This is a genomic window from Rhodothermales bacterium (genome assembly GCA_041391505.1).
Taxonomy (GTDB): Bacteria; Bacteroidota; Rhodothermia; order Rhodothermales; family JAHQVL01; genus JAWKNW01.
In genome coordinates this window covers 21,317-43,173 of the sequence record JAWKNW010000028.1, presented here as the reverse complement: position 1 = coordinate 43,173, position 21,857 = coordinate 21,317, and the positions used below count along the sequence as shown (strand labels likewise).

Genomic DNA, 21,857 nt, shown 5'->3' with positions numbered 1-21,857 from the left:
TAGCGGATCTCGGGATGGACCGCCTCGGTGAACGGGTCACCGTGGCCAACCTCTATGACGATCTGGAACGCCGCCGCGAGCAGCTTTCGCGCGGGGCGCCGGCCGTGTCGGCCAGCCGCGCCCTCGTCGACGCCGTGCTGCGGACGGATGCCGTGCACTACGGCATCAACACCGGCTTCGGGTACCTGAAGAGCAAACGGATTCCGCCGGAGCAAATCGAGGCGCTGCAGCAGAACCTCATCCTGAGCCATGCGGTGGGGGTGGGGGACTGGATTCCGCGTCCGATCTGCCGGCTGATGCTGCTCCTCAAGATCCACGCGCTCGGCATCGGCTATTCAGGCGTCTCGGAAGAGACGTTCCGGCGTCTTCTGGTGATGGCCGAGCGCGACCTGATTCCCGCCGTGCCCCAGCAGGGCAGCCTGGGAGCCTCGGGCGACCTCGCCCCGCTGGCGCATCTGGCGCTGCCGCTGCTCGGATACGGGTTTTTCTGGGATGCCGACGGAAGCCGCGTCGAGCCGACCGACGCCGTATTCGCCCGCGAAGGCCTCGCGCCGATCGCCCTGCGCGCCAAGGACGGCCTCGCGCTCATCAACGGGACGCAGATGATGAGCGCGTACGGCGCATTTATTCTGCATCGCGCTATCCATGCCGTCCAGGTGGCCGATATACTGGCTGCCATGAGCCTGGAAGCCCTGCAGGGCAGTATCGTGCCGTTCGACCTGCGGATCCACGCGATCCGCCCGCATCGCGGACAGCGCGAGGTGGCCGAAAACGTCAGCCGGCTGCTGGCGGAGAGTCAGATCCTCGCCTCGCACCGGTTCTGCGGCAAGGTGCAGGATCCCTACAGCCTGCGCTGCGTCCCGCAGGTCCACGGCGCGAGCCGCGACAGCCTCCGCCACGCCGTCTCGGTGGTCGAGACCGAGCTGAACAGCGTGACCGACAACCCGCTGGTGTTTGAAGACGGGGATATCCTGAGCGGCGGGAATTTTCATGGCCAACCGCTGGCGCTGGTGTACGACTTTGCGGCTATGGCGCTGGCCGAGCTGGCGAGCATCTCCGAGCGGCGGACCTACCTGCTGCTGGAAGGGCACGACGGCCTGCCGGCGCTGCTCATGAAGGAAACCGGCATCAACTCCGGCTTCATGATCCCGCAATACACGGCCGCGGCGCTCGTTTCAGAGAACAAGGTCCTGTGCCATCCGGCGTCCGTCGACTCGATCCCGACCTCGCTGGGGCAGGAGGATCACGTGAGCATGGGCAGCGTAGGGGCTTTGAAGCTGCTGCGGGTACTCCAGAACGTCGAACAGGTCTTCGCGATCGAGGCGTTTACCGTGGCCCAGGCGCTCGATTTCCGACATCCGCTGCGGCCGGGTCGGGGGGTGGAAGTGGCGCACCGGTATATCCGGTCGCGCGTGCCCCACGGCGAGCGCGACTACTATTTCAAGAACGATCTGAACGCCTGCACGGAGATTGTGCGGAGTCCGGATTTTGTGACGACCGTGGAGTCAGCGACGGGGCCGTTGATCGGCCTGCCGGCGTAATCGTGGAACGATTTGTGATTCCCGGCCATCTCGCCTACCTGATTGGAACACATGTCTGGAGCACGACTCCAGTTACCGATGAAATCGAATTTTAGCGCCCCCCATACTACCGCTCGCTGGATCCTTTTTGCCGCCGTTTGGATCGGCCTGAACCAGGCGCCGCCGGCCCTGGCCCAGTCGCCGCTCGTCTGGCGGCAGGTGCAACAGACCAACGACCCCGATCAGCGGCACGAGAATGCGTTCGTTGAGGTGGGGGGTAAATTTTACCTGCTCGGGGGGCGCGGCACGAATCGCATCGAGATCTACAACCCGGTGGATAGCACCTGGACCAACGGACCCTTGCCCCCGTCGTCCATTTCGCTGCATCACTTCCAGGCCGTCGCGATCGGCACGACGATTTATGTGGTCGGCGCGTACACGGCGACCTTCCCGGACGAGCTCACCGTACCCAACATTTACACGTTCAACACCACGAACAACACCTGGAGCACCGGCCCCGCAATTCCCGAGGCCTTCCAGCGGGGCTCGGCCGGCTCGGCGGTGTACAACGGCAAGATTTACGTCGTGGGCGGGAGCGTCGGCGGGCATAGCGGCTCGGCCATCCGGAAGGCCGATTTCTCGGAATACAACCCGAACACGGATACGTGGACTGCGCTGACGCCGGCGCCGCGTGCCCGCGATCACTTCCATGCCGCCGTGTACGGCAACAAGCTCTATGTGGCCGGCGGACGCAACGGGTCGAATCCCGACACCGTCGACCCGGTCGATGTGTACGACTTCAACACGGGCAACTGGTCGACGCTGGCGAATGACATCCCCACGCCGCGCGGCGGATCGACGTCGGTGACGTTCGGGCACTACATCGTGGTGCTGGGCGGCGAAACCTCGCAGCAGCTCGCCCACAACGAAGTCGAGGCGCTGGATGTGTTTACCGGGACCTGGACGTCGCTGAATCACCTCGTCACCGGCCGGCACGGCACGCAGGCCATCGCCTACAACGACAACCTGTACATCGCCGCGGGCTCCGGTGAAAAAGGGGGCGGCCCCGAGCTGAATTCGCTCGAGGTCTACGAGACGAGCGGCGAGACGAACCTGCCGGTCGAGCTGGCGCCGGGCTTCCAGGCCCTGGCCGATGGGCGCGCCGTCCACCTCCGGTGGGAGACGGTGTCCGAAACCAACAACGCCGGCTTTGAGGTGCAGGAAGAACGAAACGGACGATTCGAAACGATCGCCTTCGTCCCCGGCGCCGGCACGACCAATGCGCGCCAGCGCTATGCGTACACGGTGCCCCGCGTTTCGCCGGGCCGGCATGTCTACCGGCTCAAGCAGATCGACTTCGACGGGGGCGTGGCGTTCAGTTCGCAGACCCACGTGTTGGTGGACCTGGACGGCAGCTATTTCATGGACGACATCTACCCCAATCCGTTTAACCCCGAAGCACACTTTACGCTGACCGTGCCGCACGATCAGCAGGTGCGGGTCGATGTCTACGACATCCTGGGCCGGCATCAGGGGCTGCTGTTTAATGGGATCGTCCTGGCGCACCAGCCGACGTCCATCGCCATCGACGGGACGACGCTCGCCGGCGGACGTTATCTCGTACGCGTCCAGGGCGAAGGGTTTTCGACCAGCCGGGTGGTGACGCTGCTGAAGTGAGGGCCGGCTAGCCCGGATGCCGATAGGGTGCAGGAGCACCCCGGCATCCCTGTGCCAGGGCCATCGCTTTCTCGCCGTGGACGTGAGAAGCGTATGGGAGTTCGCGTGCATTTTTACCGCAAAACCTCCCATACCCCCGCACTCCCATACTCCCATACCGGCAGATGCTCACGTTTGAAGAGCATGTGATGGCCCTGATCCCTGTGCGCACCCGGTTGAAAGTGAGCGCGTAAACTCGTTCCTTAAGGCTCTACACCCCGCCTGATCGAGTTTGCCATGTCATCCGAACAGCCTGCCCCGTCGTCCCCGCTTTCATCTCGCCAGATCCTGCTCCGCCTCGGCCTGCCGCTCGCGGTCGTGGCCGGCATCGCGGTATTTCTGATAGCGACCGGCAAAAAGGGAGGAATGGACGCTCCGGAAACGGCGGTTCCTGTCCTGCTCGCCTTCGATGGCCCGGTGGCGCCTCCCGAGGGCATCGCGTTGCCGGAGGGCATGGTCTACGTGCCCGGCGGACGAACCCGCATCGGGTCGGAGAAAGGGCTGCCGATGGAAATGCCGGTGTTCGAGACCGACGTCGAGCCGTTTTTCATGGATGAGCACCCCGTCACGGTCGCCCAGTTCCGGGCCTTTGTCGAGGCGACCGGCTTCAAAACGCAGGCGGAAGCTTTTGGTGATGCCGCCGTGCTGAACATGGAGACCTACGAGTGGATCCTGCTGCCGGGCGCGACCTGGCACCATCCGCAGGGTCCCGATGGCCCGGCGGCGAAGGACGATCATCCCGTGACCCAGGTGTCGTGGAACGACGCGGTGGCCTATGCGGAATGGGCCGGCCGGCGGTTGCCGACCGAGTTCGAGTGGGAGCACGCCGCCCGCGGCGCCACATCGGCCCCGCACGACTATGCCTGGGGCAATGCCCTGTTTGCCGACGGCAAACCGCGCGCAAACACCTGGGAAGGGGAGTTTCCCTTCTTTAACTCGGGCGATGACGGCTACCTCTACACGTCCCCCGTCGGCGCGTTCGGCAAGACGCCCCTCGGCCTCACCGACATGGGCGGCAACGTCTGGGAATGGACCGACAGCTGGTACCTGCCCTACAACGAACTCGACGAACCCTTCGAGATCGACGAGTTCAGCGAGCGCGTCCAGCGCGGCGGCTCGTTCCTGTGCAACGACGGCTACTGCCACGGATACCGGGTGTCGGCACGCAGCCATTCCACGCCGGAATCATCGCTCTTCCACGTCGGCTTCCGCACGGTGATGGATGTGCCGCGCTGACCGCGGCTACAGGGATGGATGTGCCGCACTGACCGCGGCTACAGGGAAGGACGCCCCCAGGTCGATTTTAATGGCCAGATCGCGAGCGACGTGAGCACCGGTGAACCTCCCGCGTGGGAGAAGCGGATGGACTGACTCTCCGGATCCGGAAAGACGCGGTCGGACAGGGCCACGAGGCCGTCGCCGGCGAACAGTTCGACGGACGACCAGTCGACCAGAAGCCGGAGGCGAACGATCCCGTCCGGGGCCGCCAGCGGAGCCGTGTGCCGCGCGAGAAACGCGTCGTGGAAATCCCCGATGCCCGAGGCCGTCCGGTCGATAAACACCACGCCTTCCGACGCGTCGTAGCCCACGACGGTTTGCTCCGCGCCCCGGGCCAGCACGGCGATCTCGACGCGATCCGCTCCGTTCAGGGCGATCTCGGCATTGAGTTCAAACTGATTGCCTTTCAAACCCAGCGCGTCGGCGGCGGCGAAGTCGAGGCCGGCGAATGTCTGCGGCGTCTCCCGCAGCGACTCCACCTCACGTACCGGGTGCTGGACGAGCCGGAGACCCTGCGGCGTCTCCCGCAATGCGAGGGCGCGCGGCACCGACTGGGCGCTGCGCCAGGGGGAGGTAGGGATGTCCTGCGCGTATTGCCAGTTGTTGAACCATCCGATCAGGATGCGCCGGCCGTCCGATTCCGGGATATCCCCCCAGGTGACGCCGGCGTAAAAGTCGGCGCCATGATCCACCCATAACACCTGCTCCGGGGGATTGTCGTTCGTAAACGTCTTGCCGTCGAACGACCCCACGAAGTACTGACCGCCCGACCCGCCGGCGGCGGCGTTCGAGCCGATGTTTACGATGAGCACCCACCGCGTCGCGCCGTCGCGCCCCTCGATCGGCAGCGGGAAGAGGTCGGGGCATTCCCAGATGCTGTCCGACGCGCCCTCCGGCCCGAAAGCGCTCAGGAAGGTCCATTCCTTGAGGTCAGGCGAGCCGTAAAAGTGCACGTTGTGTTCGGCCGGGACGGAAACGACCATGATCCATTGCCCGGATTCGTCGTGCCAGAATACCTTGGGATCCCGGAAGTCCTTCAAGCCGAGATCGATGACCGGGTTGCCGGCGTATTTGGTCCACGTCCGCCCCCGGTCGACACTGTACGCGATATGCTGCGTCTGGAGCGTATCCGTGTGACCGGTATAGATGGCCACCATCGGCGGTTGATCCGCCGTGCCGAAGCCGGACGTGTTCCGTGTATCCACGACGGCGCTGCCCGAGAAGATCATGATGCCGTCTTCCTCTTCGAGCGCCACGGGGAGATGCTCCCAGTGCATCAGATCCGGGCTGACGGCGTGCCCCCAGCTCATATGGCCCCAGCGATCGCCGTACGGGTTGTGCTGGTAAAAAAGGTGATATTCGCCATCGTGATAGACGAGCCCGTTCGGGTCGTTCATCCAGTTCTTCTCGGGCGAAAAATGATACTGGAGGCGGAAGGGCTCGCGATAGGCGACGGGCGCGGCAGGCCGCTCCGTGCAACCCGTCGCCAAGATGGCGGTTAGGACCATTAATGAAACGCGCTGATACATACGATATTTAGGCGAGATGATGGACGGGAGAGGGGCGTACGGCACCACTCGACCAGGATCCGCCCATAATACAAACGGAACCCCGATATGCGGAAGATGCTGACGTTTCTGCTACTGTCCGCGGTAGCCTGCTCGTTTGCGCCGCTCGCGGCGGCGCAGGTCGTTCGCGCCACCGCCGTGATCGACGGAGACCGCCTCGTCCTCGACGACGGCTCGCGCATCCGGCTCGCCGGCGTGGATGCCCCGGAGCGCCACCCGTCGCCCAAGATGACCGAGGACGCCCTCGCCGCCGGCCACGATCTCGCCCGGGAAGAGCGTCTGGGTGCGATCTCGGCGGCCTACATGGCGGCGCTCGTGCGGGGCAAGCCGCTGGTCGTCGACCGCCTGGGCCTCCCGGAAGCGCCGCAGGATACGGAAGAAGAGGTCTACGAGCCGGCGTTGGTGTATGTGGCCGATGAACGCGGCCGAGCGAGCTACGAACTGAACGCGCGGATGCTGGCCGACGGGTACGCCCGGCTGGATTTCGATCAGGTGGCCGGCGACCTCACTGTGTATGTAGGGCTCTATCGGGAGGCGAAGATGCGCGGGCTCGGGCTATGGGCGCCCGAACCGGGCGTGGTGGGGGCTGCCGACGTAACGGAGGCCGCCACGCGTCCCTCCGACGAATCCGATCCGGGCGAATCGGCCTGCACCACGCATACGGCGTGCATCTGGGTGACGGCGGATTCCAGCGGCGCGGGGCCCGGTACCTGGGAATCGCGCCCTGGTACGCAATGCCCGTGTGCGGGAAAGCCGAACTACTGATGGACTGACGAGGCCGAGGAGAAATCGGGTGTATGGCTGAATGGGCGGCCATAAAAAAAGCCCCCTGATGCAGGGGGCTTTTTTTATCGGAAAAAGATAAGGCGGAGGAGGTGCCAGACGGAGGCCGTACCCACCATGTAGGCCTCCGTCCTCCTTGGAAGTGCAATTAAGCGTTTTGCAAATCGCGTACCCAAAATGTAGTAGACGGAACAAAAAAACGTTCGGCGCGGAAATCGGCCGGAAAACGTGGGCCATCAAAAAGGATTTTTGACGGCAAATCGGAGAAAACCGAAAGAAATATCCGTGTGACTTCCGGCGAGATGCACGGACCGGCGTGCCGGCGTGCTCAAAAAAATTTATGACTGGATAAAAAGATGCGTTCGCCGGCCGCAAACTGGCGGGGTGGGGCGACGGGAAAAGGCCAAGTGAGACCGAGGTTCGCTCTCGAAATGATATTGCGCGTTGCGACGCACAAGCCCGGAGGAAGGAGGCCGGCAGCCGGTCCGGATCAGTCGATCCCCGCGCGGTCGGCGGCGGTCGGCGCCGATTCGTCTTCCCCCATCGAGATTTCGAGCGCCTTCAGGTAGGCGGCGAGCAGGGCGTAGGCCGGGAAGCGGGCGGTTTCGCTGATGTAGCGTTCGGCGATTTTTACGCCGGCACGGTAGACGCCTTTGGACGAGTAGAGCACGGACCAGAGCCAGTTCCGGGATTCGATCGTCTTCTGGATGACAGCCTGAAGGAGCGCGTGATCTTCCTGCGTGGCGTTGCGGTATTCGATGTGCGCCCGTCCCGACTCGAACACGATCGTGTACCACGGTTCCTCGAAGTCGTGCTCTTCAGTGTACTGACACCGGTTGGGTTCGAGTTGCGCCCAGCGGTCTAGCAGGTGTTCCAGCTTCATGGCGGTTCAGATACCGGCAGATCGTATCGGGTGGCAGGCATCCTGAATCACACGGGATTGTACGGATGAGCCGGCCTCGGAGGTATGGGTAGGAGACGGCACCCTGTCAACGTCATCTTGTCCTTCGTCACGGACAGTCACTGAAGCAGGAAAAAAAGAGAATCCGGTGCCAGGAATCGTGGCATCGGATCGGCGAGAACCGGACGGGTCGTCGCGAACGAAGCGGGGGGGCCTCGAGCCAAGCAAAAGCCCGAGATCTTACGGGATCCCGGGCCATTGCTCAGACACTCAATCAAACTCGAGGATGCTCAATAATAGGGCGATCTCCGGAGGAGAGTGTGATCGAAATGTGGCGGTTTCGTAGCGAAAGCTTAACGAATACATGCCTATCGTGCACACGCGGCGAAAAGGCCCGACGGACGCCGCGCCGGGGCGTCCCGCCCGGTCACTGCATGACCGTTTGCTGCACTTCCTGCTGGGCCGCCATCACGATAAAGAGGGCGATGAACAGCAGCATGAACTGGAAGGTGTAGATCCCGTACACAAACATCCCCAGCGCCACGACATGGCCGACGAGAGCGGCCAGCTGCGTCGCCCGGCTGAAACCCAGCACGACGGTCAGGCCGGCGCGCAGCACGCGGCCGCCGTCCATCGGGAAAGCCGGCAGCATGTTGAACGCCGCCATCATGACGTTGAACCACATGAGCGCACCCACCACCTGCATCGGCGCGGCCATCACGCTGGGGAGCGACGGGGCGCCGCCGAAGACGGTGAGGAAACCGAACAAGACGCCGGCGATGGCGATATTCACCGCGGGGCCGGCTACGGCGATCAGGAATTCCTGTGCCGGCTCCTTGGGGATCCGCGAGAGCCGCGCCACGCCGCCGATGGGGTAGAGGGTGATATCCAGCGTCGGGATCCCGAAACGCCGCGCCATCAGCGCGTGGCCGTATTCGTGCAGCACGACGCACAAAAACGCGGCGCCCATCATGCCCACGCCGGCGAGCGCCGCCATCACGGACGCGCCCTGGTAGAGATAAAACACGAAGATGCCACCCATCATCAGGAAAAACGACCAGTGGAGGAAGACATCGATGCGGGCAAAAGTGCCGACTTTGTAGGGTTTCATGGCGTTGACCGTTGATGGGGCTGGTCGTGTATCGACCGCCTGTGCTCATAGTGCGGATTTATAACGTGAATGTTTCAGGATTCGTATACTTGTACCCGCCGTGCCGACCGTGCGGCGACCCGCTCGCCGCTACCTGAACCTGTCTGTCAGCCCGGGTTAGAGCCATTGATGCCGCATGCTATGACATTTGAACGTTTCGAAGCCTCGCTCGACGATGCCGAGCCGCCGGCGGGACTGCCGACGCCGCTGCGCGCGCTATGGCTCGCTTCCGCCGGCCGTTGGGACGATGCCCATGCCGCCGTCCAGGATGAGACCACGGCGGCGGCCGCCTGGGTCCATGCCCACCTCCATCGCGAGGAGGGCGATCTTTCCAACGCGGCGTACTGGTACCGCCAGGCCGGCAAACCCGTCGCCCGGGGTAACATGGAGGTGGAATGGCGAGACATCGTGACGTCGCTGCTGGAGTTGCAGTGAGCCTGTTATCCCGCCTCGCGACCGCCGGCGTGCTCGCGTGGCTGCTGGCGCACAGCCCGATCGCCACCCACGCGCAGAACCTGTCGCCCCGGGAAGCCGCGATACGCGATGCCGTAGCCCGGCAGGCCGCCGACGCGGTGGACTTCGTCGAGAAGACCGTCGCGATCAACAGCGGCACCCTGAACATCGAAGGCGTACGCGCCGTGGGAGCGGTCTACCGGGAGGCCTTCGAGGCGCTCGGCATGGAAACGAGCTGGATCTATTATCCGGATTCGCTGGGACGGGCCGGCCACCTGGTGGCCAAAACCCGGGGCGGCGAAGGACCGCGCCTGCTCCTCATCGGGCACCTCGACACGGTCTTCGAGCCTTCCAGTCCGTTCCAGACGAGCCGGCGCGAGGGAGGCTTTCTGATCGGCCCCGGCGCGGTGGACATGAAGGGCGGCAACGCCGTCATCCTTTACGCCCTGGCCGCGTTGCAGGAGGCCGGCGCGTTGCACGACGCCGCGATCACGGTCATGCTCACGGGCGACGAAGAGGACCCCGAATCGATCGAGATCGAGCGGCGCGAGTTGATCGACGAGGCGAGACGGGCGGACGTGGCCCTCGGCTTCGAAGGCTCCGTCGGCCCCCATCACGCGACGATCGCCCGGCGGGGCGTCAGCGAGTGGGCGCTGGAGGTCGAGAGCCGGACGGGCCACTCGTCCCAGATCTTCACCGACGCGATGGGGTACGGGGCTGTCTTCGAGGCGGCCCGCATCCTGGATGCGTTCCGACGGGCGTTGAGCGGGGAGGAGAACCTGACGATCAATCCGGGCCTCGTGGTCGGCGGGGCGGAGGCGACGTACGATGCGCTCGCGGCCGCCGGCGAGGCCGAGGGCAAAACGAACGTCCTGGCGGCCCGCGTCATCGTCCAGGGCGATCTGCGTTTTCTCACCGAAGAGCAAAAGGAAATGGCGCGGTCCACGATGCGCAACATCGCCCGCCAGAACCTGCCCGGCACCCGCGCGACGATCACGTTTCGCGAGGGCTATCCAGCCATGTCGCCGACGGAGGGCAACCAGCGGCTCTTCCGGCTTTTTGACACCACCAGCCGCGACCTCGGGCACGGCGGCATCCAGCCCATCGACCCGGGCCTGCGTGGCGCGGCCGACATCTCCTTCGCGTCCACCTACACGGACGCCCTCTCCGGACTGGGGCCGATGGGCTCCGGCTCCCACGCCGTGGGCGAGCGGCTCGACATCGCCTCGCTGGAAATCGCCACGATCCGGGCGGCGGTGTTCATCTACCGGCTGACGCGCCCCGGCGGGTATCCCACGCGCTGAGTGCGCGGATCGCGATAAAAAAGTGGCAGGCCGGGGTGGCTTGTGTAGAAAATATGTGTATATTATGTGCGATTACTGAATCCCGCAGGACGACGCATGTCTACCACGGCCACATCGCGAAAAAACAACGGCAGCGGTTTTCCGAGTCCGGCAGAAGACTGGCTGGAGCCGCGGCTCCGTCTCGATGACCTGATCGAGCACCCGGCGAGCACCTTCATGGTGCGGGTGCGGGGCGGCGCGATGGCCGGGGAGGGGATCTCCGAGGGGGATGTGCTGGTGGTGGATCGGGCGGTTCGGCCCCGGTCGGGCGCGGTGGTGGTCGCCTTCGCGGCCGGCGAGATGGTCGTCCGCCGGATCGAGCTGAGCCCCGGCGCCGTCATGCTGAACGCCGCCGACGGATCGCCGCCGCATCGGCTGGCGCCGGAGGAGGGCGATCTCATCTGGGGAGTGGTTCGTTACGGCATCTATTCACTCGCAACCTGAACAACACGCCATGGCATTCGATACCGCGCTCGCCGAGCGCATCCGCAGTACACTGGCATCAAAGGTCTCCGTCACCGAAAAACGGATGTTTGGCGGGCTCGCGTTCATGCACCGCGGCTACATGTTCTGCGGCATCGTGAAAGACGAACTGATGGCCCGCGTCGGGCCGGCGGGGTACGAGGCCGCCCTCCGGCTACCGCATGTCCGGCCGATGGACTTTACCGGCAAACCGATGAAGGGGTATGTCTACGTGAGCCGGGACGGGCTGGAGTCGGACGCGGCCCTGGATGGCTGGGTGGACCGGACGCTGTCGTTTGTGAAGACGCTGCCGGACAAGACGGCGTAACCGCTCGTTACCGGCTACCGGTTGACCGCGCGCACGACGAGGATCGCCTGGTCCTTGGCCACCTCGGCGATGCCGGCTTCCCGTTCGTGCGCCCTGGCCTCCTTCAGCACCTCCTCGAGCTCGGTCACCTTCTCCGAATACGCGTACGTCTTGCGCCGCTGGATGCTCAGCTCGAACCCCTTGTACTGCGCGTTCTCCCTGGGCTCTTCCATCAGCGCGTAGATCAGCGGTGCTTTCAACGACTCCAGCTCTTCCTCGAGTTCGGCGATCCGGGCTTTGATTTCGAGGTAGCGGTCGAGGATCGAGGCGTCATCCAGGGCGCGTAGCATGGGCGGAAGCGGTTGGTGGCAACGAGGCGGTCGTATGCAGGATACGATGGAGGAACGGGCCGGACATGATAGGAAAATGAAGCCCCATCCTCAATCCGGCGGCGTCAGGCGGAGCGTCCCTTGCGGAGCAGATCGATCAGCACATCCAGCTTGGATGCCATGACCTTGATGTCGCTTTTTCGATGGAGCTCGGTCACGGTGTCGAACAGGATGGGTTTCTGGAATTTCTGGGAGATGAGGAAGATCCACCCGCTGAAGAGCAGGATCAGGCTCCCGAGCGCCCACTCGTACCAGGGCACCTCGACGCGGGGGAAAAAGAGGTAGACGACCGGATGAAACGCCATGACGAACCGGATGAGGAGCGAGGTCAGCCGGCGATCCCACCGGTAGCCGGCGAACCGGCTCATCGACCACGGAAACCGGCCCACCTTGACGGCGCTCTCGCGATCCCGTAAATAGCGCGTGCCCTCGAGGGCATCCTCCATGAACGACTTGACATAGGAGAGCACGCCGGCTGTAAACATGAGGGAGAACAGCGTGTACCGCTCGATGGGCGTGCGGATGCTGCCGAAGGTGTAGATGGACAGCTCGGGCGGATTGGTGATCAGCAGCATCAGCGAGACGAACGCGAGCCCGAACGAAAAGCCGTGATACCGCCGCGCCCGTTTGAGGCTTTCCAGCACGGCCTCTGGATGCGGCCCGAGCATCGAGTCGCCACGCGGGGTGGACGACATCAGCGCGGCCGAGTCGGTGCTGAAGGAATAGATGCCGTTGATACCGGCGAGGACGTCCTTGGCGCCGCGCAACCGGGTGGCGTCGTTGATGATGGCGCCGCTGAGGTCGACTTCGCTCAGGTTCGCGTCGGCCAGGTTCGCGCTGCGCAAGTTCGAGCCGATCAGCCGCGCGCGAAAAAGGATCGCCTTGCTCAGGTCCGCTTCCTCGAGGTTGGCGCGGCTCAGGTTCGCGCGGCTCAGGTTGGCGTTGTGCATGCGGGCCCGGCACAGGTTCGCCCGAAACAGGTTGGCACGGACAAAATTGGCGCGCGTCAGGTCCGCGCTGAAGAGCTGGGCGCCGGTCAGGTTGCACTCGAAGAAGTTGGCCTTGATCAGATCCGTCCAGCGCAAATCGGCCCCCTGGAGATTGGCCTCCAGGAAGTTCACCTCGCGCAGGTTGGCGCCGCTGAGATCGACGCCTTTCAGGTTTAGACCGTGCAAGTCGGGCTGAATCGAACGGTGCTCGTCGCGCCACTGATTCCAGATTTCAACCCCCTGCCTTAAAATCTCAACATGCTCGATATTGGCCATGACGCGAGCTTCATCTACAATAATCTATCCGCGAAGACAGTGCGGGCGCGGCGATGCCAGGGTTCAATGCGGTGACGGTATGTTCGGGGTCGTGCCGGGCTGAGTCGGCGAAAAAGGCAGCGTGGGTAGTGATTTCTGTTTACTATCGTACCGGTTGGCGGCGCTGCGAAGAGTTACCGGTCTTTTCCGGCGCCGGCACGTTTCGCGCAGGCATCGTATCTTGCGCGACCATCCATCAGCGAAGCCATGCTCAGACATCGTCGCAAGCCGAAGCGCCCCGGATTGCCTCCGGGCACCCTCGTCTACACAGGCGCGCCGCGCACCGAGCAGGTGCAGATCTCGGTGATCGATTACGATGCGGAGGCGGTGCGCGAAAAGCCGGACGCGAACACGGCGGATTGTATCCCGGTGGCGTCGCCGGCGACCGTGACCTGGGTCAATGTCAACGGCGTGCACGATGCCACGGTCATCGAGGCCATAGGCCGCATGGCCGGGCTGCATCCGCTGGTCATGGAGGATATCGTAAACACCGGCCAGCGCCCGAAATTCGAGTCGTACGAGACCTATGCGTTTATCGAGCTCTACATGCTGCACGAGCGCAAGGACCAGGCCATCGACATCGAACAGGTGAGCCTGGTGGTGGGGAAGGGGTTCGTCATTTCGTTTCAGGAATACGAGGGGGACGTCTTCACCCCGGTGATCGAACGCATCCGGAACGGGAAGGGCAATATCCGGAAGATGGGGGCCGACTATCTGGCCTACGTCCTGGTGGATACGATCGTCGATCACTACTTCCACGTCGTGGAGCTGGCCGGCGAAAAGATGGACGCCATCGAGTCCCAGCTCCTGCTGGACGCCCACGACGAGGTGCTCTACACCATCAACGACCTCAAACGCGAGGTGCTCCACCTGCGTCGCGCGATCTGGCCGATGCGCGAGGTTGTGGCGGCGATGGACCGCAACGAAGACCGGCTCTTCGACAAAAAGACGCGCATTTACCTCCGCGACGTGTACGACCACGTGGTGCAGGTCATCGAAATGCTCGAGAGCCAGCGCGACGCCCTGGCCAGCCTCACCGAACTCTACCTCTCCACGCAGAGCCAGCGCATGAACGAGGTCATGAAGTTCCTCACGATCATCGGGACGATCTTTATCCCGCTGACGTTCGTCGTCGGCATCTACGGGATGAATTTCGACCACATGCCCGAGCTGCACTGGATGTTCGGGTATCCCGTCGTGATGGGCATTATGGCCGTTATGGCGTTGGGTCTGGTTCTGTATTTCAAGCGGAAAAAATGGCTATGAGACACGCACTGATCCTGTCGTTTTGCCTGCTCGCCGGCGCCGCCACGGCGCAGGATCTCCGTATCGGCGACGATGGCCGGCACATCGTCAACGCCGACGGGTCACCCTTCTTCTGGCTGGGCGATACCGCGTGGGAGCTGTTTCATCGGCTGGACCGCGAGGAGGCGGGCTATTACCTCGAAAATCGGGCGGCCAAAGGGTTTACGGTCATCCAGGCCGTCGTGCTGGCCGAGTTCGACGGGTTGACGGAGCCGAACCGCTATGGCGCGCTGGCGCTGGTCGACCAGGACCCGACGCGGCCGAACGAGGCCTATTTTCAGCATGTGGACGCCGTGGTCGATCGTGCCGCGGCGCTGGGGCTCTACATCGGGATGCTGCCTACCTGGGGCGACAAGTTCAACAGGAAGTGGGGCGTGGGCCCCGAGGTGTTCACGCCGGCCAACGCACGCGCCTACGGCGAATTTCTGGGCCGGCGGTATCGCAACAAACCGGTGATCTGGATCCTCGGGGGGGACCGACCGCCTGAAGAGGAGGACGATTTCGCCATTATCCGGGCGATGGCCGAGGGGCTGGCGGCGGGCGACGAAGGCCGGCACCTGATGACGTACCATCCGTCCGGCGGCTACTCGTCCTCGCGCTTCTTTCAGGAGGACGGCTGGCTGGACATCCACATGTTTCAATCCGGCCACGGCGAGATCGACAACCCCAACTACCGGATGACGTCGGCCGACTACGGCCGGACGCCGGTGCGGCCTGTGCTGGACGGCGAGCCGAACTACGAGGATCACCCGATCAACTGGCGCGCCCAGAACGGGTGGTTCGACGCGTTCGACAGCCGGCGCGCCGGCTACTGGTCGATGCTGGCCGGCGCGATGGGGCACACCTACGGCAATCACAACGTGTGGCAATTCCTGGATGTCGACCGGCACCCGCCCGTGTCCGTCGCCCGCACCATGTGGCGCGAGGCGCTGGATTATCCCGGTGCGTTTCAGGCCGGCTACATGCGGCAGCTGTTCGAGTCGAGACCCTGGCAGCTGCTGCAGCCGGCGACGGGCCAGGTGAAGGATGCGCCCAACACGGGCGGCCGGACCGTCATGGCCGCGGCCGCGTCGGACGGCAGTTTTCTGATCGCCTATACGCCGTTCGGGGATGCATTCGCCGTCTCGCTCGAGTCCATGCAAGCGCCACGCATCCGCCTATGGTGGTTCAACCCCGCGCTCGGCACGGCCATCCCCCTCGGGGAGCGGGCGCGGACGGACGTGCTGCGTCTCGATCCGCCGGCGGACCCGGCCCGAGGGAACGACTGGGTCCTCGTCGTCGACGATGCGCGCCGCGACTTCCCGGAGCCCGGCAAAAAATAGCCGGCGCCTGAACAGGGAAACAGGGCGCGGCAAAAAAACAGCGCTCGGTAGAATATGACGCCGAGGTGGTTGCACGAGCGCTTTCGGGCGCTCAGGCGCGGGGCGCCGTACCCGGGTGGGCGGGGCGGCGCCTCGCGTTTTTTTCAGGCTTCCTGGAGTTCGTCTACGTCTTCTTCCACCTCGTCCGCTTTAGCCGGCACCGCCGGCTGCGGCTTTTCAAGCGCGTCCTGGATGTTGGGGTAGGAGACATTAAACAGCTGCTGGGCCTGCTGCTGGATGGCCATCCGGTCGTCGCGGCCGATCGTGGCCGTGGCGAGGGCGACGCAGGCTTTCCAGAGGGCGACACGGAGGCCCCATTTGGCGATGGAGACGCTGCGCGTCGTCAGTTTGCCGTGCCGGCGGACGGAGACGTTCAGGTACGGGAAGATGCCGGTAGCGCCCTCTTCGTAGCCGACCATCAATCCGGGCACCCCGGTCTTGATCCCCTTGCGGGATTCCTCGATGCTGCGGCCCGCGAGTTTGGGGGACGACTTCAGCTGCTCATCCCGCCAGGCCATGGCGGCCTTGAGGGCCTCATCCTGGCCGCCGTTCTGGCGGTCGGCAAAAAATTTCGAACAGGGATTGGATTTTCGGGTGATACGGACCTGCCATCCGTGCGTCGCTCGAGTGTCGATGCGCGAGATGTTATGTCTGGGGTTTTTCATGTTCAATAAAGCTTTCGATCGATAGCGATCCTGGATCTTTCGCCACGGGAATGCCACGAGGGCATGGCAAGCCCTTGCGTTCTCTCTGAGGGTGGATCGAGAAAATCGACGAAATGCACGGCGATTCGCGAGTTCGAACCGGCCGGCCTAGATAGTACTCTGGATGTGGGTCACTTGCGTAAAAAAAATAACACATTCATCGTGTGTTAAACCTGATCGCACGATGAGAAGTTTGTGAGAACAGGTCAATACATCTCATAACAGGCCAGGCGGCCGTCGAGCGAGCCGTTGACCAGCGGCTTTTTCCAGGACGGGCGGAGCCCCACGAATTTCAGCAACTCGCGGTCACCGACGTAGACGAAGGCCTTCGAGCCCGTGCATTGCTGTTTCAGGAAGTCGCCGAACGCCTTGTAGAAGGGTTGGAGGTTCTCGTCGCGTCCGAGTCGGAGGCCGTAGGGCGGGTTGGTGACGATGTATTTGCCGGCGAGGCCGGGGAGGTTTTCGAAGGGCGTGACGCTGAGCCGAATCCGTTCGCCGTCGGGGAGGGCGCTGAGGTTGGAGCGGGCGATGGCGATGGCGTCGGGGGAGCGATCGCTGCCGGCGATGAGGCCTTCGGGCAGCACGCGGATCTGGCCGTCCATCTCCGCCTTGATCTCCTTCCATCGGCGGGCGTCGAAGTCAGGCAGCCGCTCGAACCCGAACCGGGAGCGGAGGTAGCCGGCCGGCACGCGGCCGTACTGCATGAGGGCTTCGGCGAGGAGGGTGCCCGATCCGCACATGGGGTCGTACAGCGGCATGTCGCCGTCCCAACCGCTATAGCGGATGATGGCGGCGGCGACAGTTTCTTGCATCGGCGCCCGGCCGGCTTCGAGGCGATAGCCCCGGCGGTGCTGGGAGCCGCCGGAGGCGTCGATGCTGATCGTGGCGTGGTTGTTCTCGATGTAGAGGTTGATCCAGAGATCCGGGTCGCGCGTGTCGACGTCGGGCCGGCTGCCGGATCGTTCCCGGAACTGGTCGGCGATGGCGTCCTTGATGCGGAGCGCGGCGTATTTCGAGTGCCGGATCTTGCTGTTGGAGACGTTGGCGAAGACGGCGAAGGTGCCGTCGGACGGGAGAAAATCGCTCCATTCGATGTCCATCGCTGTCCGGTACAGGTAGTCCGGATTGTGGCAGTGGAAGGCGGCGATGGGGGCGAGGACGCGCGTGACGAGGCGGGATCCGTAGACGATGCGGTAGAGGGACGCAGGGTTGGCGTCGAAAAACAGCCCCCGGTAGGAGGTCGAGACCGAACGGGCGCCGAGTTCGGCCAGTTCCACGGCGCCGAGTTCTTCGGTGCCGTGGGCGATCTGGGCGAAAAAGCGTCGGTTTTCCTGGTAGAGATACATGCTGAAGCGGCCGGGCGGGCGGGTTTTGGTGCGTGCCGTTATAACCCTGCGCCGGCGGGATGTTCGGCGGTGGCGCGCGAGGAAAATGCGCCGGCGGCGGACCATGTGGCCGAGGAGTGCGTACCTAGGAGTGCATAACGGCAATTAGTCGTGCGCGGCGAAGTGCATGTGCCGCCCGTATTCCTCAAACCAACGCGCAAAAGCGCCCATAGAATGGCCAAACAGCAACCAATCGTTCAGTTCGGAAAAGTCACCGAGGCCCTCCCGAATACCCAGTTCCGCGTCGAGCTCGAAAACGGACATACCATCCTCGGACTGCTGTCCGGCAAGATGCGCAAGTTCTTCATCAAGATTCTGCCCGGCGACCGCGTCGACGTCGAGATGTCTCCCTACGATCTCACGAAAGGCCGCATCGTCTATCGGCACAAAGGATAAGCATATGTCAGCCCAAGCGGGTTACCCTGAAAAGACCTGGTTCGAGAGCGAGCCAGGTCTTTTTTTGTATCGGTCGATCGTAGTGTGCCGTTCACATCCTTTCATCGGGGGACTACAATGCGACCACCCACTGAAATCCCGGCACGCTGCGGCTACCGAGTCGGGTCGATATAACATGATCAGGTCATGTGTTATACCGGCGCGCTAAGTCCTATCTTTGCGACTCCGTTAAGAACGTATCGGACGCGTCCTGGCGCGCGCTTCATGGGATGCGGGCTACGAGAACCCTGCATGGGGCCATCATCACGCATCGAGCATCCCGCATCTGACCGCGCGGCCGCGGAGCATGCGCCCGGGGACGGTTCATGACGCAGGCTCTGGCATGAGACCGCGCCACTCGACGCTTTAGGCTGCAACACCCTATGATGATTCGGTCAATCGGTTGCCATCCTCCATCGCTCGTCTCCATGACGCTCGTCTGTGCGCTGGGGATGCTGTTATATACCCCGGTATGTGCCCAGCACGCGACGCGGTTCGATCGCATGGGTACGACCGATGGACTGTCCTCGCTGGCCATCACCGCGCTGGAACAGGATGAGCAGGGCTTTCTCTGGGTCGGTACATTCGATGGCTTGAATCGCTACGATGGCCGTTCGTTTACGCACTTTCCCGCTGGAGATGCCTATCTGACCGATAACGCCATCCAGCCTGGCGCGCTGCTGGCTCGCGGGGGTAGTCTATGGATCGGAACACGAAACGGGTTGAATCGACTGGATCTCACGACCGGTGAAGTGGACCACTACCTCGAGATGCCGGGAGACAGTTCGGTGTTTGGCCGGGGCATTATCAACGCGCTGGCTATTACGGAAGATGGCGCCTTGTGGGTAGCCACCTGGCGCGGGCTGTATCGGTTCGACAGACTGACGAATACCTACACCGAGGTCGATACACAACTCGACGACGTGTCGGGTTTTTCTGCGCTCGGGGTGGACGGGCAGGATGGGCTCTACGTCGGGACGCAACGAGGTCTTGCCTATCGGCCGCCAGGCGAGGCTGGTTTCCGCCCGATTCAAACCGGTACGCCGGCCGATTCGCTCATCATCAAATCGCTCCTGGTTGATGAAAAGGGCACGTTATGGATCGGATTGGTGGGCGGGGGCGTCGTGCAATGGCACCCGGAGACCCGGGAGGCATTGGCCGTTCGCGCGGGGCGCCGGATCGTTGGCAATTCCACTGAGGCGAATGTGTACGCCATCGAACAGGATGGCCAGGGCCGGATCTGGGTCGGCATCTGGGGTTATGGCCTCTGTGTGTACGGCGGTGCGCCCGGGAACTGGGATTGTGCGACCGAAGAGGAGACAGATGCTTCCTCATTATCCAGCGACGATGTCACCTCGCTGCTGGTGGACCGATCGGGTCATCTTTTCGTCGGCACCTGGAACGGGCTGAATAAACGCCGCTCGCCCAAAGCTTTTGAGGTGTTATGGCCTCGCGCGACACGGGAGGCCGGCATGCTTTCGCATCCACGGGTCAATGCGATCCACGAAGATCGCAACGGTTATCTATGGGTCGGGTATCTGGGCGGCGGACTGGACCGGCTGGATCGGTCGGCCGGCACGGTACGGCGCTTCGTCAGCGAGCCGGCGGACCCGGGCAGCCTGAGTTTCGACCAGATATGGTCGATTACCGAGGATCGCGACGGCAACATCTGGGTGGCTACCGGGGGAGGCGGGATCAGCCGATATGATCCATCCCGCGATCGGTTCAGCCGGTACGTTCCGGGTCCGGCATCCGGCACGCTGCCGGACGCGCTCATCTACTCCGTTTACGAGGACGTGTCCGGCACCCTGTGGACCGGCACGGTGACGAGTGGCATGGCCCGCTACGATGCGTCGACCGACAGCTTCATACACTACCCGTATGCCGGAGGGGCTACGACGGGGCCGGCGCATTTTTCCGTGTGGCCGATGCTGGAAGATCAGGCCGGCCGATTCTGGGTCGGTACGGTAGGCGGTGGCCTGGAGCGGCTGGATCGTACGCATGGCATCTTCTCGCGCGTCCCGTCGGTTACGGATATGCCGTTGCGCACGTCCCGTATGAAGATCGTGAGCCTCGCCGAAACGCCCGATGGCGCGATATGGGCCGCGACGACCGGAGACGGCTTGATGCGCATCGATCCGGAGACCGATGCGCTGCGTCTGTTTACCGTAGCCGACAGTCTTCCGCACAATACGGTGATGTGCGTGCTCCCGGGAATGGGCAACGACATCTGGGCGTCGACGGCGGACGGCCTTGCCCGCATCGACGGCGATCGCCAGCAGGTGGCGGCCATCTACACCGCGTCGGACGGGTTGCCCACCGCGTCATTTCTGGATGGCGCCTGTCATCGCAGTCGGCGGGGCGAGCTGTTTTTTGGGACCAACGAAGGGCTCGTCGCGTTTTTGCCGGACTCGATTCGAAATAACCCGACCCCGCCGCTGATGGCGTTGACGGGGTTCGATCTGTTCGGACAGCCCTATCCGCTGCCCCGATCGATAGCCTACACGTCTTCGGTCAGGCTCGATCACGATCAGAACGAGTTCACGGTTCATTTCGCTGCGCTCGAATTCGACACGCCGGCGGACAATCGCTACGCATATCGCCTCGACGGCGTGGATGCTCACTGGGTATATAGCTCCAATCCGGTGGCACGCTACCCGAATCTGTCGCCGGGGGAGTACACGTTTCGCGTGATCGGCGCGAACAACGATGGGGTGTGGAGTGAGCACGAGGCCCGGTTGGCGGTAGTGATCGTCCCCGCCTGGTATCAACGCTGGTGGGTCCAGGTTCTGCTCTTATTGGGGGCGGGTCTGGGCGTCGGCCTGTTCTTTGCCTATCGCGCGAGCATGAAACTCCGGCTCGAGCAGACCGAGCGCCGCGCTCAGGCGGAGCGGGAGACGGCGCGTCGAAACATGGTCCGTGAACTCCATGACGACATCGGGAGCGATCTGAACGGGCTTGTGTTTTCGCTTGAGCGCCTCGGCCGTTCGGACCGCTTCAGCGTGGAAGATCGCCGCGTCCTGCTTGAACTATGGGGCCGGGCGCGCGACATGTTCGATTACGTGCGCGACGTCACGTGGGTGGTGGAATCCAACAACGATACCCTTCCCGGTCTGATCGACCGGCTGCATCAGGTCGTTTTTGTGTTTTTCCCGAGCGGGAAAGCCGCTTTTCACGCGCCGGACACGGTACCTCCAATCGCCCTGGAGATGGAGAAGCGGCAGCATATCTACATGATCGCCAAGGAGGCGATGCACAACGCCATGAAACACGCCGACGCGGGCCGGGTGGATGTGGCTGTGGCGTACGAAGCCGGCGTGCTCACCGTGACCGTCGCCGACGACGGATCCGGTTTTGACACCGACGTACAACGGGCCGGCTACGGGATGGGGCACATGGACGACCGCACCCGGGCGATCGGGGGCACGTTGAAAGTCGAGAGCGCTCCGGGCGCCGGCACACGCATCGAACTTTCCGTCAGCATCACGTAAAT

19 protein-coding genes are annotated in these 21,857 nt (G+C 63.7%); 12 read left to right on the top strand and 7 right to left on the bottom strand.

The features are described from left to right. Positions 1–14: 14 nt before the first annotated feature. From hutH to R2834_20520, 3 genes are all read left to right on the top strand, one after another. The gene (gene hutH / locus R2834_20530; GenBank protein ID MEZ4702732.1) at positions 15–1,541 is read left to right on the top strand and encodes a histidine ammonia-lyase; all 1,527 of its coding nucleotides are present in this window, start codon (positions 15–17) and stop codon (positions 1,539–1,541) included. A 78-nt stretch (positions 1,542–1,619) separates the two neighbouring features. Further along, entirely contained in the window at positions 1,620–3,197 is a 1,578-nt protein-coding gene (locus tag R2834_20525; protein MEZ4702731.1) for a kelch repeat-containing protein, read from the top strand. 276 nt (positions 3,198–3,473) lie between these two features. Further along, the gene (locus tag R2834_20520; GenBank protein ID MEZ4702730.1) at positions 3,474–4,472 is read left to right on the top strand and encodes a formylglycine-generating enzyme family protein; all 999 of its coding nucleotides are present in this window, start codon (positions 3,474–3,476) and stop codon (positions 4,470–4,472) included. A 38-nt stretch (positions 4,473–4,510) separates the two neighbouring features. Here R2834_20520 and R2834_20515 read toward each other — a convergent pair whose 3' ends face one another. Further along, on the bottom strand, positions 4,511–6,004 hold the full coding sequence (locus R2834_20515; protein ID MEZ4702729.1) for a glycoside hydrolase family 32 protein: 1,494 nt from the start codon (positions 6,002–6,004) through the stop codon (positions 4,511–4,513). 126 nt (positions 6,005–6,130) lie between these two features. Here R2834_20515 and R2834_20510 point away from each other — a divergent pair, with 126 nt between their 5' ends. Further along, the gene (locus tag R2834_20510) at positions 6,131–6,847 is read left to right on the top strand and encodes a thermonuclease family protein (GenBank protein MEZ4702728.1); all 717 of its coding nucleotides are present in this window, start codon (positions 6,131–6,133) and stop codon (positions 6,845–6,847) included. Between the two features lie 508 nt (positions 6,848–7,355). Here R2834_20510 and R2834_20505 read toward each other — a convergent pair. Both R2834_20505 and R2834_20500 read right to left on the bottom strand, forming a co-directional pair. Beyond that, a complete protein-coding gene (locus R2834_20505; protein ID MEZ4702727.1) occupies positions 7,356–7,748 on the bottom strand; it encodes a hypothetical protein in 393 nt (130 codons plus the stop codon). Between the two features lie 445 nt (positions 7,749–8,193). Continuing rightward, entirely contained in the window at positions 8,194–8,877 is a 684-nt protein-coding gene (locus tag R2834_20500; protein ID MEZ4702726.1) for a site-2 protease family protein, read from the bottom strand. A gap of 180 nt (positions 8,878–9,057) precedes the next feature. Between R2834_20500 and R2834_20495 the strand changes: the two genes are divergently transcribed. The 4 genes from R2834_20495 to R2834_20480 all read left to right on the top strand — a co-directional run bounded on the left by R2834_20495 (position 9,058) and on the right by R2834_20480 (position 11,502). After that, a complete protein-coding gene (locus R2834_20495) occupies positions 9,058–9,351 on the top strand; it encodes a hypothetical protein (protein MEZ4702725.1) in 294 nt (97 codons plus the stop codon). Continuing rightward, a complete protein-coding gene (locus R2834_20490; protein ID MEZ4702724.1) occupies positions 9,348–10,673 on the top strand; it encodes a M20/M25/M40 family metallo-hydrolase in 1,326 nt (441 codons plus the stop codon). The genes R2834_20495 and R2834_20490 overlap by 4 nt, the downstream gene beginning before the upstream one ends. 96 nt (positions 10,674–10,769) lie before the next feature. Next, entirely contained in the window at positions 10,770–11,156 is a 387-nt protein-coding gene (locus R2834_20485; GenBank protein MEZ4702723.1) for a S24 family peptidase, read from the top strand. A 10-nt stretch (positions 11,157–11,166) separates the two neighbouring features. Next, complete coding sequence (locus R2834_20480; protein ID MEZ4702722.1) at positions 11,167–11,502, top strand: TfoX/Sxy family protein; 336 nt, start codon at positions 11,167–11,169, stop codon at positions 11,500–11,502. A gap of 14 nt (positions 11,503–11,516) precedes the next feature. On the opposite strand, the gene R2834_20475 is transcribed toward R2834_20480, so the two are convergent. Then, a complete protein-coding gene (locus R2834_20475) occupies positions 11,517–11,831 on the bottom strand; it encodes a hypothetical protein (protein MEZ4702721.1) in 315 nt (104 codons plus the stop codon). A 104-nt stretch (positions 11,832–11,935) separates the two neighbouring features. After that, positions 11,936–13,135, bottom strand: a complete 1,200-nt coding sequence (locus tag R2834_20470; GenBank protein ID MEZ4702720.1) for a pentapeptide repeat-containing protein — start codon at positions 13,133–13,135, stop codon at positions 11,936–11,938. 246 nt (positions 13,136–13,381) lie between these two features. Between R2834_20470 and corA the strand changes: the two genes are divergently transcribed. Together corA and R2834_20460 are read left to right on the top strand one after the other, a co-directional pair. Further along, positions 13,382–14,440, top strand: a complete 1,059-nt coding sequence (corA, locus tag R2834_20465) for a magnesium/cobalt transporter CorA (GenBank protein ID MEZ4702719.1) — start codon at positions 13,382–13,384, stop codon at positions 14,438–14,440. After that, positions 14,437–15,801 (top strand): DUF4038 domain-containing protein, encoded by a 1,365-nt coding sequence (locus R2834_20460; GenBank protein MEZ4702718.1) that lies wholly within the window; start codon positions 14,437–14,439, stop codon positions 15,799–15,801. The genes corA and R2834_20460 overlap by 4 nt, the downstream gene beginning before the upstream one ends. 143 nt (positions 15,802–15,944) lie before the next feature. On the opposite strand, the gene R2834_20455 is transcribed toward R2834_20460, so the two are convergent. Then, a complete protein-coding gene (locus R2834_20455) occupies positions 15,945–16,505 on the bottom strand; it encodes a hypothetical protein (protein ID MEZ4702717.1) in 561 nt (186 codons plus the stop codon). Positions 16,506–16,750: 245 nt separating this feature from the next. After that, positions 16,751–17,890, bottom strand: coding sequence for a THUMP domain-containing protein (locus tag R2834_20450; GenBank protein ID MEZ4702716.1), 1,140 nt, complete (start codon positions 17,888–17,890; stop codon positions 16,751–16,753). Positions 17,891–18,103: 213 nt separating this feature from the next. Between R2834_20450 and infA the strand changes: the two genes are divergently transcribed. Both infA and R2834_20440 read left to right on the top strand, forming a co-directional pair. Then, the gene (gene infA / locus R2834_20445; GenBank protein MEZ4702715.1) at positions 18,104–18,325 is read left to right on the top strand and encodes a translation initiation factor IF-1; all 222 of its coding nucleotides are present in this window, start codon (positions 18,104–18,106) and stop codon (positions 18,323–18,325) included. A gap of 467 nt (positions 18,326–18,792) precedes the next feature. Next, the gene (locus R2834_20440; protein MEZ4702714.1) at positions 18,793–21,855 is read left to right on the top strand and encodes a two-component regulator propeller domain-containing protein; all 3,063 of its coding nucleotides are present in this window, start codon (positions 18,793–18,795) and stop codon (positions 21,853–21,855) included. The last annotated feature ends 2 nt before the right edge of the window (positions 21,856–21,857 follow it).

Bases quoted from the DNA above. Each gene is read 5' to 3' on its own strand.
- hutH (MEZ4702732.1), top strand. From the start codon at position 15: ATGGACCGCCTCGGTGAACGGGTCACCGTGGCCAACCTCTATGACGAT.
- R2834_20525 (MEZ4702731.1), top strand. From the start codon at position 1,620: ATGAAATCGAATTTTAGCGCCCCCCATACTACCGCTCGCTGGATCCTT.
- R2834_20520 (MEZ4702730.1), top strand. From the start codon at position 3,474: ATGTCATCCGAACAGCCTGCCCCGTCGTCCCCGCTTTCATCTCGCCAG.
- R2834_20510 (MEZ4702728.1), top strand. From the start codon at position 6,131: ATGCGGAAGATGCTGACGTTTCTGCTACTGTCCGCGGTAGCCTGCTCG.
- R2834_20505 (MEZ4702727.1), bottom strand. From the start codon at position 7,748: ATGAAGCTGGAACACCTGCTAGACCGCTGGGCGCAACTCGAACCCAAC.
- R2834_20500 (MEZ4702726.1), bottom strand. From the start codon at position 8,877: ATGAAACCCTACAAAGTCGGCACTTTTGCCCGCATCGATGTCTTCCTC.
- R2834_20495 (MEZ4702725.1), top strand. From the start codon at position 9,058: ATGACATTTGAACGTTTCGAAGCCTCGCTCGACGATGCCGAGCCGCCG.
- R2834_20485 (MEZ4702723.1), top strand. From the start codon at position 10,770: ATGTCTACCACGGCCACATCGCGAAAAAACAACGGCAGCGGTTTTCCG.
- R2834_20480 (MEZ4702722.1), top strand. From the start codon at position 11,167: ATGGCATTCGATACCGCGCTCGCCGAGCGCATCCGCAGTACACTGGCA.
- R2834_20475 (MEZ4702721.1), bottom strand. From the start codon at position 11,831: ATGCTACGCGCCCTGGATGACGCCTCGATCCTCGACCGCTACCTCGAA.
- R2834_20470 (MEZ4702720.1), bottom strand. From the start codon at position 13,135: ATGGCCAATATCGAGCATGTTGAGATTTTAAGGCAGGGGGTTGAAATC.
- corA (MEZ4702719.1), top strand. From the start codon at position 13,382: ATGCTCAGACATCGTCGCAAGCCGAAGCGCCCCGGATTGCCTCCGGGC.
- R2834_20460 (MEZ4702718.1), top strand. From the start codon at position 14,437: ATGAGACACGCACTGATCCTGTCGTTTTGCCTGCTCGCCGGCGCCGCC.
- R2834_20455 (MEZ4702717.1), bottom strand. From the start codon at position 16,505: ATGAAAAACCCCAGACATAACATCTCGCGCATCGACACTCGAGCGACG.
- R2834_20450 (MEZ4702716.1), bottom strand. From the start codon at position 17,890: ATGTATCTCTACCAGGAAAACCGACGCTTTTTCGCCCAGATCGCCCAC.
- infA (MEZ4702715.1), top strand. From the start codon at position 18,104: ATGGCCAAACAGCAACCAATCGTTCAGTTCGGAAAAGTCACCGAGGCC.
- R2834_20440 (MEZ4702714.1), top strand. From the start codon at position 18,793: ATGACGCTCGTCTGTGCGCTGGGGATGCTGTTATATACCCCGGTATGT.